We start from the raw sequence: 14245 nt of genomic DNA on the forward strand, positions 1-14245 counted from the left end.
TTTAAATGGCAGTAACTAGAGTTCAGGATGTTATCATCCCGGAAATTTTTAACCAGTACACAATGAACAACACTGTTGAACAAACAGCAGTATATCGAAGTGGAATTATTCAGCCTGTACCGGGCCTAATTGTTCCGAATGGCGGAGATACAGTGAATATGCCTTTCTGGAATGACCTTGAAGGAGATCCAGAAGCTATTCAATCAGACTTTACTTTAACTCCAGAGAAAATCAAATCAGGTAAAGACGTTGCTCGTGTATTTGAGTATGGAAAGGCTTGGAGTGCAGAAGATTTAGCGGGAGAGCTTGCAGGATCAGATCCAATGAGAGCAATTGGGGATCGTGTGAACTACTATTGGGATAGACAGTTTCAAAGAATGATCTTCCTTATGTTGGATGGTGTCTTTGGTAGCAACATCACTAATAACGATGGTGATCTAGTCTTAGACATTTCGAGCGGTGACGGGAAAAAGTACACAACTTACCTATTTGCTGGCGGTGCTGTTGGTTATGCTCCGGGAATGCCTAAAACACCAACGGAAACAGATCGAAACTCACTAAAAGGTGAGGACATTCTGATCAATCGTAAGAAGTTTATTATGCATCCGCGTGGTTTCAAATGGACTGAAGCTGATGTTGCTAAAGAAATGCCTACATTCAAAGAGTTGGCGAGCGCAAAGAACTATGAACGTGTTTATGACAAAAAGAAAGTCCGAATTGTGAAGATCATTTCCAATGAAGGGCCAGATGCAGCAGCTAAGTCTAAATTAAGCGGAGAAGTGATTCTTGATGCAGCTCAATTACTCGGGGATGCTAAAGGGAAGTTCACTTCAATTGCAATGCATTCTGTAACGCATACAAATTTACAGAAACAAAACTTGATTGAGTTCATTCCAGACAACAAGGCTGATGTAGGTTTCGGAACATACCTTCAAAAATCTATTATTGTTGATGATTCACTTCCAGTGGAACAGCCTATTCCTACGCCCTAATGCGCCCCAAAACCTACGGTTTACAAGCACAAGTAAATCTGTGACTGTCAATTGGGATGCCGTAGCTGGGGCGGATTCATACAATGTTTATCGGGGAGCAGACAAGCGTTTTGATAAGAATGTAACCAAGCCTGAATACAGCACGGACGGTCTAACGCCTGATACTAAGTTAACAATCAATGTCACTTCTGTTAATGAGAGCGGCGAATCTGCAATGTCAGAAATCGCAACTAAAACGGAAGCAGAAGGAGGCACTGAGTAAATGGGAGCAACAACCTTTTGGCTCTTGGAACAAGAATTGAAAAGGCGCGCTGACATGGAAAAGAGTGCCGCTCAGGAGGAACTTTCTTATGAAGATATGACTGTTGAGCAGCTTAAACAGGAAGCAAAAGATAAAGGGATCGCTGGTTATTACAACATGAAGCGTGAAACACTGCTTGAAAAATTGAAAGGGTGATCCAATGGACATCCAAAAAGTAAAAAGAATGATAGAAATGACCACAGATAAGCATGATGATTACTTATCAGAGGTTGTTCCTATTTTTGTTGAATGGGCTTCTGATTTTTGTAAGAACAAGTTTGATGCAGATGACCTGCCAGCGGGTGTGAAAGTATTTGTTGCGAAAGCTGTTGAGTACAACATGAAGCCAGCAGGTTTGGCAAGTAGAAGCATGGGTGATGTGTCGTACTCTTATGACACTGATTTTCCTGAAACTGTCACTAAGTACCTGTACCCGTATAGGAGGGCTTATTGGTGAGCTATGTATTTGAAGAGTTCCCACATGAAATCACGTTTCAAAAGCTTGAAAAAGTGCCGGACGGTGGCGGTGGATTCACAGAAAAGCATGTGGACTATCTGACAATACCCGCTCGGGTCACAAGTGTTTCATCAAGAGAATTTTACCAAGCTCAACAGCTGCAATATCCAGTTGATCACAATGTCTATTTCGAGTACAGAGAGGACATTGAAAAGACCATGAGAATTAAACACCAAAATAAAATACTCACATTGAAGTCAGATCCTATTGATCAAGGCGGGGAAAATGAAATCATGTGTCTCAAATGCCAAGTTTCAGAGGTGCTAAATGGCTGAGGTAAGCGGCAAATGGGCTAAACAAATGGCGAAAACGGTTGAGAAATTCGAGCGCAAAGTCATAGATCGAGCAAAACAAGTGGTCACAGAAACAGCAGAACTGATTTATAGTTATGCTGTCATTAATGCACCAACAGCCATGATTGATGGCGGAAACCTGAAAAACTCGATAGAAATTGACTATCGAGACGAAGGGTTGAAAGCCATCATCACCGTTGGTGCCGATTATGCGATATATGTTGAATATGGAACAGGTATTTATGCAGAGGAAGGCGGAGGCCGTCAAACACCGTGGGTCTATTATGATGAAAAGCTAGGCCGATGGGTGATGACAAGAGGTATGAGGGCGCAGCCATTCTTTAACCCTGCTGTAGAAGAGGGCATGAGACACTTCGCAAGGGAAATGCAATAGAAAGGAGCTGCTTAAATGCGCTCATCATTGTGGCCGTTACAGGCTGCTATATTTGAAAGGCTATCTATGGATAAGCGATTGAACGAACGTGTCACAGGCGTTTTTGATGCAGTTTCCAAAGACATTAAAAAGCCTTATGTCTCAATGGGTGATGACGATGTTGCCTTATTTGAGACAAAAACATCTGCTGGCGAAGTTATGAACGTGGTTTTACACTGCTGGTCAGATTACAACGGAAAAAAAGAAGCGCAGCAGGTCTTAGACCTCATGTTGCAAGCTTTGACAAAAAGGCCCCTAGAAATAGAGGGCTTTTCTTTATGCCGTTCTGAGCTGAGAGGGATGCAAGTCATCACAGACATAGACGGATATACAAGACACGGTATCTTGCGAATGAGATACACAATAAACAATTGAGAGGATGTTTCGAATGGATCTATTGAATGGTAAGGATGAAGTTTTTATTGTTCAACCAATAAAAGCAACGGATCAAAAAGGGTTATTTATTGCTTTCCAGACTGAGGGCTCTCACACGAAAGAACAAGACTCGCTTGACGAGAGCACAAAGTCAGGACGTATTGTTGGATATGGAACAAAAAGTGAAAGTTTTGAGCTTTCTTTTTACGCTGCGGATGATGATCCGGGTCAAAAAGCCATTGAAGCTGCTTTTGACAATGAAGAAGCTATCCAGGTATGGAAAGTGAATCTTAACTTAAACAAAAACGGAAAACATGATGCCGAATATGGTCATGCGATCATTGAAAGCCTTGAGAAAAGCGCACCGCAGGATGGTTTTATCGAGGTTTCAACAACTCTTCCTGTTCTCGGGAAGACATTTAAAGACGAATTAGAGCCACTAGATCCAGAATTAATTGCTCAAATCCGTTCTGCTGCTGGAGCTGACAGCTTCAAGCAGTTTGGCGAACTTAATAAGAAAGTTGAGACACCCTAAGGAGCCCCAAAATCTATCGTTTACAGCCACGTCAGACAGTATTTCAGTAAAGTGGGATGCGGTAGAAGGGGCGACTTCATATAACGTATATAGAGGCGCTGATAAGCGTCTTGATAAAAACGTCACTGACACAAGTTATGTCGCAACAGGGTTGAACCCTGATACGAAACTGACCATTAATGTGACAGCAGTTAACGAAGCTGGCGAGTCTCCAATGAGTGAAATCGTTACACAGACAGAACCTGCTTCTACAGGAGAATAACACTTGAAGGGCCTCTATTATCTGGAGGCTCTTTTCTATTACAAAAAACAAATCGGGGGTTTTTATAAATGGCTACTTTAACAATTGGAAATAAGGAATATACAGCAAGATGCGATTTTTCGTTTGATCGTACAGCAAATGAAAAATACACAACGAAAGAGGAAGACAAAGCAGGCGGAACAATGAACATTTACATGGGCTTGCTAAATGAAGATGCTTTGATGCTATCAGCTTTTTGGGATTGTGCTTTATCTCACCTTAAAGGCAGTAAACCGTCATCAGATCAAATTGAGGAAGCAATCATGAAAATTATTGATGAAGACACTAAAGGTGATGCTACTGACCGTTTGATTAACGAAGCATTCCAAACGCTTGAGAATGCCGGTTTTTTCAAAGGCAAGATCCGTCAGCAATGGACCATGATGGAGAAAATGGGGGCACCGAAGAAAGCGGCGCCGAACGAGACACCAGAAATGGCGGCGAAACGGATCGAGGAACAGGAACAAGCGAAAGAGTACATGGAAATGCTCAAGCAAGCCCGCAAAGAGCGGACGGGATCGACTACCTCCAAGTAATTGAAGACGCAGCTCGTTGGATGGGTGTCTATGACAACGATCTCATCATGTCATGGACTCCAAACGAGTATAAACGCAAGCTAAAGGCAGCAAAGATGCGTGAAATTGATGAAATAGAGCGAATGACAATAAACGCAATGTTTCATCGTTATGCGAATAACGCCAAAAAAGTTAAGCCGTCACAAATGTTTGATGCACAAAAAGCTAGGGCTGATCTTGAGCGTGATGTCACTAGCAACCGTTTCAAAAATCAAGTGGATGCTAAACGCTTGAATGATCTTAACATTGGATTAAGGAACATACTTAGAAAATCAAAAGAAGAGGGGTGAGGGTTTGATCGAAAAATTAACGGCGGTTGTCGAGGCACAAACGCGAAAATTCAAAAAGCAAATGGACAAAGTGAATGACATGATGCGCCGCATGCGTGATCATCACACTGTCGAAGTAGATGCTGAAATCGCTGACTTCCAAAGGCGTGTACGTGAGGCAGAGCAACAAATGGACAGTTTCTTGAGACGACATGAACGCAACCGAGTTGACCTAGACGCTGATGCCGACCCTTTAATTAGGGCGGTTCGTATGGCCCGTCAAAAATTGCGTGAGATTCCTCAACGGATCAATACTTATTTTACGGGTGATAACAATCCATTAACTAGTTCAATAGCTCGTGCTAAAGCGGGGCTGAGGTCAATCGCTCAACGAGTGACGACCGTCATTGCCGGAAATCCTACTCCTTTAGGACGTGCTGTTATCGTAGCTCGAACGGCATTATCTTCTATTTCTCAAAGGGTAACGTCAATCATTGCAGGGAATGCAAGCCCGCTAGTTTCAACGGTTGCCGTTGCTCGTACCGCTCTTTCCTCCATTACTTCCAGAGTAACAACAGTGCTATCAGCAAATGAGGGTCCACTTCTTTTGGGAGTTAGTGCAGGAATTGCAGCTTTAGCAAGTATACCGAATAGAGTCACAACGATTATAAATGGAAGCGCAGCAGCTTTGATAAGGTCTGTGGCAATTGCAAGAACAGCGTTGGCAACATTACCTAAAAAGATATGGATAAACATTGAGGGCCGGCTCGATAACTTCGAAAACGCTATGAATCGATTAGCGAAAATCACAAATTCAATTTCAACTGTATTTGGGAATGCTATACGTGGTGGATTATTGGCTTTATTACCTGCCATCGCTCCTGCTTTAGCTGGTGCTGTCGGCGTTCTTGGTTCGCTTGGTCCTATGATCGGTTCTGCTACAGGTGGATTAATGGGGCTTGTCAGTGCATTTTCAACTGCTGGCACTGGAGCAGTGGCGTTTGGTGCTTTAGCTGTCACATCCATTGGTAATGTGATTAAAACGGGCCAAGACTTAGACAAACTCCAAGCTAAGCTCGATGATGCTACCAACGCAAAAGAACGAGCAAAAATATTGGAACAGATAAATGTTTTACAACAGTCTCTTGGAAAAGAAGAAAAGAAAGCCCTTGCCACTTTAGAAGATTTCAAAGATAACTGGCAAGAGATCGCAAGCATAACGCAGAAGCCTATCCTTAAATCATTCAACAACTCGCTCACAACGTTTAAAACTGTTCTGAATAGTTTAAGACCTATGTTTGTGAGTGTCGCAAATGGAGCGGTTACATTATCAAAGAACATGGATAATGCTTTTAAAGCTCCTGATCTACAAAATTTTATTAAATGGATGAACAACAACGCCGGTCAAGCATTTGTGACGTTTGGAAATATCGCAGGTAACGTCATGAGAACAGTGATGAACCTTATTGTGGCTTTTGGTCCTCTAGGAAATGACATGGCCGCAAGCATGGAAAAAGCCACAGCTTCATGGGCTAAATGGGCGGCAGGTCTAAGCTCATCACAACGATTCCAAGACTTCGTTGCATATACTCGTGAAAATGGCCCAAAAATCTTAAAAGTTATCACAAACTTTTCAGGTGCGTTACGGCGGTTATTCGCTGCGTTTGGTCCAATGTCAGCAGATATGCTTACATCTTTAGTTGATATGACAGCTAGATTCAGAGAGTGGGCGGGAAGTGTTCAACACACAGAAGGATTCAAAAATTTCATCGCCTACATTGAAAAAACGGGTCCGACAGTGTGGAGCACGCTTGGTCAAATTTCCCGGACGATTATAAATCTTCTTGTTGGAATGGCACCACTAGGCAAGACGATTTTGGAAAATGTAAATAGTTTTTTGAAATTTTCCAACGCTACAATGGAAGCAAATCCGATCATCGGTCAATTGATAGCAGGTTTTCTTTCAACGATTGGAGTAGTACGAGCTTTGACACCAATGATTGTTTCTTTCTCTACGCTGTTTTTGAAGTGGCAAGATATAGTAGCAATAGCGACAAAAGTTGGTTCAGCTATTAAATTGATTGGTACAGTTTTCGGGGTTGTTTCAAAGATATTTATGGCAAATCCTATATTGTTAGCAATTGCCGCTATTGGAACAGCTGTATTTCTTGTCATTAAATACTGGGAGCCTATTTCTAAATTCTTTATCGACTTATGGAACAAAATCACTAGCTTTACTCAAAATTCATGGAATGGAATTATGACCTTTCTAAAAGTCTTATGGAGCGGTATCAAAAAAGTTGCTTCTAGTGTTTGGGGTGGAATCAAAGGCTTCATAACTGGTGTCTGGAATGGAATCAAGAAGGCGGCCACAACCATATGGAACGGGATTAAAACGTACTTTACGACAGTATTTAAAATCTATAAAACCATTTTTACAACAGTTTGGAACACAATCAAAAAGGTTGTCACAGCTGTTTGGAATGGTTTGAAAAATACCGCCTCCTCAGTTTGGAACGGAATCAAATCCTTCTTCTCGACTGTTTTAGGCGGCATTAAAAATTTCTTTGTGAACAACTGGAACAAAATCAAGAGTACGACAACGACTGTTTTCAATACGGTTAAGACGTTTATCGGAAGTGTGTGGAATAAGATCAAATCGACAGTCGCAAACGTTGTCGGCGGTATATGGAAGGCTGTTTCAGGCAAGTTCAACGATATAAAGAATACTGTTGGAAGCAAAATGAATGATGTCAAAAGCAAGATCAAGAGTATTTGGGATAAGGTCATGGCTTTCTTCAAAGGAATTAACCTTTACAACATCGGAAAAAACATTATTCAAGGTTTGGTGCGTGGTGTTGGAGGGATGGCATCTAGCTTATATAAAAAGGCTACTGATATTGTCAACAACGTCAAAAATACCTTTACCAAACTATTTAACATTCATTCTCCTTCACGCTGGATGCGTGATGAGATCGGTTATAACTTGGGTGCTGGTATGGCTGTAGGTCTTGATAGATCAACAAATACTGTGGTTTCTTCTGCTAAAAAGACAACACAGGCGGCGCAAAAAGCATCGCAAGCTGAAATGAAGAAAGCACAAAAGCAAGCGCAAAAACAAGCGGCAGCATTGAAGAAAAAACAAGCTGCTGCGGCACGTAAAGCGAATGCGAGAAGAAAAACAGGCATTGATAACAAGATTAGAGCTGTAGAAACCAAGTTTGACACAGGTAAGATCAGCTCAAAGACATACATCAAACAATTAAACGCGATTAAAAAGAAAAACAAGCTAACATCCACGCAAAATGCAAAGATTCAGCGGGAAATTTACAATGCGCAAAAGAAAACACAGAGTCAACAGAAGAAGAAGGCACTTGAGGCGCAGCGCAAAAAGGCAAAAGCGCAGCTTGCTTATCAAAAGAAGGTATCACAGAAGATAGCTAATGCAGAAGTTAAATATGACACCAAGAAAATAAGCGGTCAGACGTATATGAAGCAGCTTGAGAAGATCAAAAAGAAAGAAAAACTGACTGCTGCTCAGCGTAATAAAGTACAAAAAGAAATCTATGCAACTAGAACCAAACTTCAAAAAGAAGCGCAAAAGAAGAAAGATGATGAGAGAAAAGCGGCTGAAAAGCTGAATAAAGGTCTTCTATCTGCCAACAACAGCTATTTGTCCAAGTTTAAGAGCATTAACGACAAGCTAACCAGCGACATCAAGAAGGCCAACGAAGAGTATAAGAGCGCTCTTAAAGATCGTACTGATTCCATTTACAATGCAATGGGATTGTTTGATAGTGTAACAACTCAAAAAGTGAGTGGTTCCAAGCTGTTAAATAACCTGCAAGTGCAAATTGATAGAATGAAAGGTTTCCAGTCTGACCTATCGAAATTATCAAGTAACGCGCCTAAAGAGTTCGTTGATGAATTAAGACAAATGGGCGTGGGATCAGCTGATCAAATAAAAGCCATTGCTGCTATGTCTGAACCAGAATTAGATAAATATATCTCACTATGGAAACAGAAGCACAATATGGCAAGCGAACAAGCGACAAAAGAGCTTGCGGATCTTAAAAATGCAACAACTAAAAAGATCACTGAATTGAGAAATGCGGCTAACTCAGAACTGAACAAATTGAAAAATGATTACATGAATAAAATCGCTGAATTGACTGTAAATGTTAAGCAGCTGGGATCGCTTAAAAAGAGCGGGAAAGCTATTGGATCTAACACGATGGCCGGCATTATATCCGGCATGAAAGGGATGAAAGGCGAACTTGCGAAGGAAGCCAATAGCATCGCATCTACAATCGAAAAAACAATCAAGAAGAAGCTGAAAATCCATTCTCCTTCACGTTTAATGCGTGATCAAGTGGGTGTCATGGTGCCAGCTGGTATTGCTGTGGGGATTCAGCAAGGTGTTGGTGTCGTAAGTAAAGCGATGAATGATGTAAAGGATGCTATGTACATCAAACAAGAAGATTTAAACATCGCTTACGATGCTTCTATTACAAATAGTAAAATAGGAGCGGTTAAACATGACCTCAGTGCAGAGCTTCAAAATATTGAACTGCCTGAGCAAGTTATTGTAATAGAAATGGATAGTAAAAAGGTTGGTCAAGGTGTTGCGAAACCTGTAGAACATGAGCAGAAGAGAGCTAACGCAAGGAGGACGAGGATCACATGATCAATTATCAACAACTTGTCCCCAATGAATGGAAGATCACTTTTAACGGTATCGACATATCACAATATTTTTACCTTAAAGAGACACCCAGCGGCAGGGGTGTTGTAGGTCGAGAAGTGAATATTGAAACGAAAGGGAACCGCCGAGGCGGTTTTCTTCGTCGTACACGAGTTCCAACAAGAGTTATTACCTTAGAGGTTCTATTTGCATTTAGTAGTGAAAGTGAATTAAAGAAAAAACAAGAGGAATTGAACTTTATTCTGCATACAGATGAAGAAAAGCCGCTTGTATTTTTTGATGAGCCAGACAGGGTATACAATGCTATATTTGAGAGTTCGACAGAGGGGGAAACAAAGGGAGGTTTACAACGTGCTACACTAACTTTTCTTTGTACTGATCCAATTAAATACGGAGCAACGGCAGCTTATGAATTAGCAAAAGGAGTCCAAACATTCACAAACCCTAGTCTAGCGGCAATCGAACCACAAATTGAATGTATTTTTACAGCAGCAGCCACTTCCTATGAGGTGGCTCTTTTACATTCAGATGAGAGTGTCAACAAAGTCATAAAGGTCGTACACAACTTTATTGAAGGAGACACGTTGATCATAGACATTGCAAAACGAAAGGTTATGAACAACAGAAAAGCTATCATGAATGGCCTGCAAATCCAATCTGAGTTTTTTGATTTTCCTGCTCAAAAACCCGTCAAACTAAAATTCAGTCACAAAAGCAGCATCAAATTTAAAGAAGCCTATCTATAGAAAGGGGGTCCGTCATATGGCTGAAATATTCATTTTATCGCCAGAGGATGAACTTTTGGCTGTTCTGTCCAGTGACGGACAGGACTCATGTAATTTTTGGGATGCAAAATATAAAGAAGAACTCAACTTGGGTTCTTCTTTTTCTTTTATTGCGGATGCTTCCCATCCTGACGCACGTTATCTATTTGAAGAAAATCAAGTGGTGTTCCGAGATAAGGACGGTGAATTACGGGCATTTGTCATAAAAGAGCTTGATGATACGGATGATGGTGCTGAGATTAATACGCTTGTTACTTGCGAAGCAGCAATGATGGAACTAGCAGAAACAATCATCAAAGAAAAACGGCCAAAAGATAAAACAGCACAGTATGTTCTTGATCAAGTGTTTGAAAGAACTCGCTGGACCGCAGAAGTGACCGCCGAGCTAGGAATAAACTCGACATCATTCTATAAAATGACTGCTCTTGAATGTTTAAGCGATGTTTTGAACAAATGGGGCGGCGAATTCAAAGATGTGGTGGAATTTGACGGGAATACCATCACCAAGCGTACGATCAAGGTACTATCAAGAAGAGGCAAAGACAGCGGTAAACGGTTTGAAATTGATAAAGACACCGAAAGTATAAGACGTACTGTGATCAGCTATCCGAAGACTGCTTTATATGGTTATGGTGCATCATTGGAAACGACTGACGATGACGGAGAAGAAACAGGGGGATATTCCCGTTTTATCGACTTCGCAGATGTTGAGTGGAAGAAAGCAAATGGTGATCCAGTAGACAAGCCGAAGGGTCAAGAGTGGGTAGGAGATCCTGCTCTATTACAAAAATACGGGCGCTTGAAGAATGGATCATTAATCCATAGAGAAGGCATTTTCAGTGATGAAGATATAGAAGATGAAGAAGAGCTGTTGAAAGCAACTTACAATCATTTAATTACTGTTGCTTCAAAAACAGAAGTCAATTATGAATTATCGGTTAAGCTACTTGAAGGCGTTGAGGGGTATGAGCACGAGCATGTCGATCTTGGAGATACAACCATCGCTATTGACCGTAATTTTGCTATTCCGATTGAAACATCACAGCGCATTATCTCAATGGAATATGACATCACCGATCCTGAAAATACGTGTGTTGTTGAGATAGGGCAGTTCTTGTCAGCCTTACAGGGCGATGATCGAGTAAAGCAGCTACAAAAGATCATTGATAGTAATCGTGGCACCTGGGAAAGAAAGCCGGAAGCGGGCAACGTGACGGATGGCAGTTTTCCGAATACAAAGCCGCCACGTCCAGCAAATATCAGAGTAGAAGGTCTTTACAAGACGATTTCACTTACATGGGATTATGACCCTAGATCCTTTATAGCTGCGTATGAAGTGTACGCATCACAAAACAAGGGGTTTACACCAACAGCCGCACAGCTAATTTTCCGAGGTAAAACAGGTGGTTGGCATCATCAAGACGGCGTGGAAGCTGATCAAGTATGGTATTACCGCTTGAGAACCATAAACACACATGGAACGGCCAGCGATTGGTCAGAAGAATATGAAGCTAAGACGGTGAGAATCCTTACCGATGATATTATGTTCGGTGCTGTCACAGCAGATAAACTGGCTTCGTTGTCAGTAACGGCTGAAAAACTGTACACGGACATTGAGAATTCAAATATATTACCGGGGTCACTTCTGCGATCAAGTGATTTAACGCCGGTGAATAATGGCTTTCTTTTCTTCAAGGAAAATGAAAGGTCTAATATTGTTACTGTCATGAGAAATTCAACTTTCAATGCTGTGGGGATTATAACGGGTCAAAGAAAGGCATTGAAATTAACAAACGGAAAACAATATATCTTGTCTTTCGAAGCAAAAAGAGGTTTGATGGATAACTTTAATTATGTTTACGCAAGAAGAAATACAACTGCTACTAGTACGGAAAGTGTGCTGATTCCATCACCATACACGGACATAACCAATTATCCAGAAGAAGAATTTGTGAGATATGATATTCCTTTCGAATTTACTGGCAAAACAAATTCTGACTATTACATCTTAATAGCTGGTTTAGGTGGAAAGGTACCTGCCCTAACAGTAAATGGGGTTCAACGTGGTGGAGCAGTAAGAGATATACAGTTTTTAAAAAATATGAACTTCACTGCTTCGTATAATCCGGGGGAAATTCAAGTCATCTTCGGTGAAAATGCTTCTTTTACAACGCCAGACGGAACTATTTACAAATTTCCAAAGGGAAGCACCGAAATTAGCACAAATTTAGAAGGTACAGGGGCAAATTCTACTGAAACCAATGCCTTTTTAATGTTTACAGGATCAGATAATTCAAGGTTTACAAGCGGTGTCACTGTACAAACATACGATTTCAGGGTAGTAAGATATAACGGTTCACAATGGCAATACAACAATAATTCAACTTGGGTCGATTTTACACTAAATTCACAAGATACCATTATAGGCAGTGTTGCAAGATCAGCAACGACTGTAGAAGGTATAGAAACTTTAGACGTAACATCTGTTTCTTTTGATATACGCAATGTCCAGTTACGATCAGGTATTGAAGTGAAAGAATGGTCACCAAGCCCCTATGATGTAATGCTTACCGAAAAATCAGTGACAGCATTGCACGTAAATGATGCTGCAATTGGAACGGCAGCCATTCAAAATGCCGCAATCCAAAAAGCACATTTAGGCACAGCAATAATTGACACGGCGCACATCACAGATGGTGCCATTACAAACGCTAAAATAGCCAATTTATCTGCCGACAAAATCACAGCTGGCACGATTAAAGGGATCACAATAGAAGGTTCCCTTATAAGGGGAGCGCGAATTGAACCTATTTCAGGATCAACAGCATATGAATCGTTTATTGAAGCCGATAAAATTTATCAATACAGAAAAACTATATATGATGTCACTGTTAAAAGATATGAGAAACTCACAATCCAATCAGGCCTGATTTCACAAGAATATGGAAATAGAATTGGTGAAAATGAGACGCAAGAACCGATTAGTACCGTTGATATAAAAAGAGGTGGAATCAATTTATTTGCAGCAGCGAACCCTAGAAATGAAAACATTTCACATAAGTTAAGAATAGAGACTAATCCGGGGGTTCCTAATGATTTAGGCGTGGGTAGTAGTGGTACTCATATGATCTTCTCACAAAATGATGAAGTGGTCTTCAAGGTTAGTGTTGAATTAAATCGTGGAGAACCAAGTTTTGCATTTAATGGATTAAAAACGGGGCATGTGGCTTCATTAAAATCTTATAGTGTTTCAGTAAAACAATATGCTTCATTGTCAGCAGACGAGGATATAAGTTTATTTGCAGAGGGATACCTTTGGATGAATGGCCGAATAAGAACTGATATATACGGTGACAAAGGAATCAATATATCTGCTTACAATGGTCGCGTTTCAATAAAAGGGCAGGCAGAAAAAGATGGTGGAATTTCTTTGGATGGAGGGGGATGGAACGGATCATTATTTCTCGGAAGGGATAACACAGGAAAGCGTGTCTGGTCAGAAGATATATACATGAGATTATACACCCAACCTGCGAACGTGTATATTACTCAATATGGAACTTTAGGGCGTGTTGTTTCATCAAAAAAATACAAATTAAACATTGAAGAATACCCTAATGATAAGCTGCAAAATATTTTGAAGTTGAAACCTAAAACATGGTTTGATAAACAAGTTGCGGAATCATATGCAGAAATACTTGAGTCAAACAGTTTAGATGATGGTGATAGACCATATCTTGAAAGAGTTCCGGGTTTAATAGCCGAGGATCTTTACGAAGCGGGATTGAAAGAATATCTTTTCTGGAGTGATCCAGACGAGAACGGAGAAAGGCAAATCGAAGGCGTTATGTATGACCGCTTGTATGCATTATTAATTCCAATAGTTAAGGAATTGAAAGATAAGGTGTATGTCTTAGAAAATCAAATAAAAGAAATGGGGAATTGAAATGGAACAAAAACAACAACTTACAGAAAAAGAAGAGTTGTTTTTTTATAAATCAATGGCTTTATCGGAGCAGCTAACAAAAGCACATTTAGAACTTGCGGAAGCAAGGGCACAATTTACAGTTTGCGACAATGAAAACAAGCAGTTGAAAGAGGAATTACTTAAATTAAAGCAAGACGATTCAAACCACGCTGAATAGGCGTTTTTATTTTGCCTTC

15 protein-coding genes are annotated in these 14245 nt (G+C 40.6%); all 15 read left to right on the plus strand.

Annotated elements, in window-relative coordinates:
- Nucleotides 1–5: 5 nt before the first annotated feature.
- The 15 genes from ACLGGR_RS16745 to ACLGGR_RS16815 all read left to right on the plus strand — a co-directional run bounded on the left by ACLGGR_RS16745 (nt 6) and on the right by ACLGGR_RS16815 (nt 14226).
- The gene (locus tag ACLGGR_RS16745; protein ID WP_410973500.1) at nt 6–992 is read left to right on the plus strand and encodes a coat protein; all 987 of its coding nucleotides are present in this window, start codon (nt 6–8) and stop codon (nt 990–992) included.
- Entirely contained in the window at nt 952–1254 is a 303-nt protein-coding gene (locus ACLGGR_RS16750) for a fibronectin type III domain-containing protein (RefSeq protein ID WP_144456913.1), read from the plus strand. Before ACLGGR_RS16745 ends, ACLGGR_RS16750 begins: the two co-directional genes overlap by 41 nt.
- The gene (locus ACLGGR_RS16755; protein ID WP_110487464.1) at nt 1255–1449 is read left to right on the plus strand and encodes a hypothetical protein; all 195 of its coding nucleotides are present in this window, start codon (nt 1255–1257) and stop codon (nt 1447–1449) included.
- A gap of 4 nt (nt 1450–1453) precedes the next feature.
- Nucleotides 1454–1750 (plus strand): phage head-tail connector protein, encoded by a 297-nt coding sequence (locus ACLGGR_RS16760; RefSeq protein ID WP_144464843.1) that lies wholly within the window; start codon nt 1454–1456, stop codon nt 1748–1750.
- Nucleotides 1744–2085: a phage head closure protein gene (locus tag ACLGGR_RS16765; RefSeq protein WP_410973501.1), complete on the plus strand. Its 342-nt coding sequence runs from the start codon at nt 1744–1746 to the stop codon at nt 2083–2085. Before ACLGGR_RS16760 ends, ACLGGR_RS16765 begins: the two co-directional genes overlap by 7 nt.
- Complete coding sequence (locus ACLGGR_RS16770; protein WP_410973502.1) at nt 2078–2497, plus strand: HK97-gp10 family putative phage morphogenesis protein; 420 nt, start codon at nt 2078–2080, stop codon at nt 2495–2497. The genes ACLGGR_RS16765 and ACLGGR_RS16770 overlap by 8 nt, the downstream gene beginning before the upstream one ends.
- Before the next feature lie 15 nt (nt 2498–2512).
- On the plus strand, nt 2513–2911 hold the full coding sequence (locus tag ACLGGR_RS16775) for a DUF3168 domain-containing protein (protein WP_369879222.1): 399 nt from the start codon (nt 2513–2515) through the stop codon (nt 2909–2911).
- A gap of 13 nt (nt 2912–2924) precedes the next feature.
- Nucleotides 2925–3446, plus strand: a complete 522-nt coding sequence (locus ACLGGR_RS16780; RefSeq protein ID WP_111927153.1) for a phage major tail protein, TP901-1 family — start codon at nt 2925–2927, stop codon at nt 3444–3446.
- Nucleotides 3433–3708, plus strand: a complete 276-nt coding sequence (locus tag ACLGGR_RS16785) for a fibronectin type III domain-containing protein (RefSeq protein WP_369879224.1) — start codon at nt 3433–3435, stop codon at nt 3706–3708. The genes ACLGGR_RS16780 and ACLGGR_RS16785 overlap by 14 nt, the downstream gene beginning before the upstream one ends.
- A gap of 68 nt (nt 3709–3776) precedes the next feature.
- Nucleotides 3777–4283, plus strand: coding sequence for a tail assembly chaperone (locus tag ACLGGR_RS16790; protein ID WP_410973503.1), 507 nt, complete (start codon nt 3777–3779; stop codon nt 4281–4283).
- A 20-nt stretch (nt 4284–4303) separates the two neighbouring features.
- On the plus strand, nt 4304–4612 hold the full coding sequence (locus tag ACLGGR_RS16795; protein ID WP_212046579.1) for a hypothetical protein: 309 nt from the start codon (nt 4304–4306) through the stop codon (nt 4610–4612).
- 4 nt (nt 4613–4616) lie between these two features.
- Nucleotides 4617–9278 (plus strand): hypothetical protein, encoded by a 4662-nt coding sequence (locus ACLGGR_RS16800; protein WP_410973504.1) that lies wholly within the window; start codon nt 4617–4619, stop codon nt 9276–9278.
- Nucleotides 9275–10042, plus strand: coding sequence for a distal tail protein Dit (locus tag ACLGGR_RS16805; protein WP_410973505.1), 768 nt, complete (start codon nt 9275–9277; stop codon nt 10040–10042). Before ACLGGR_RS16800 ends, ACLGGR_RS16805 begins: the two co-directional genes overlap by 4 nt.
- A 16-nt stretch (nt 10043–10058) precedes the next feature.
- Complete coding sequence (locus ACLGGR_RS16810; RefSeq protein ID WP_410973506.1) at nt 10059–14027, plus strand: phage tail spike protein; 3969 nt, start codon at nt 10059–10061, stop codon at nt 14025–14027.
- 1 nt (nt 14028) lies between these two features.
- Entirely contained in the window at nt 14029–14226 is a 198-nt protein-coding gene (locus tag ACLGGR_RS16815) for a hypothetical protein (RefSeq protein ID WP_277687365.1), read from the plus strand.
- Nucleotides 14227–14245: the final 19 nt, after the last annotated feature.

Origin of the sequence: Bacillus sp. BD48 (genome assembly GCF_046566805.1) — a bacterium.
GTDB lineage: Bacteria > Bacillota > Bacilli > Bacillales > Bacillaceae > Bacillus > Bacillus safensis.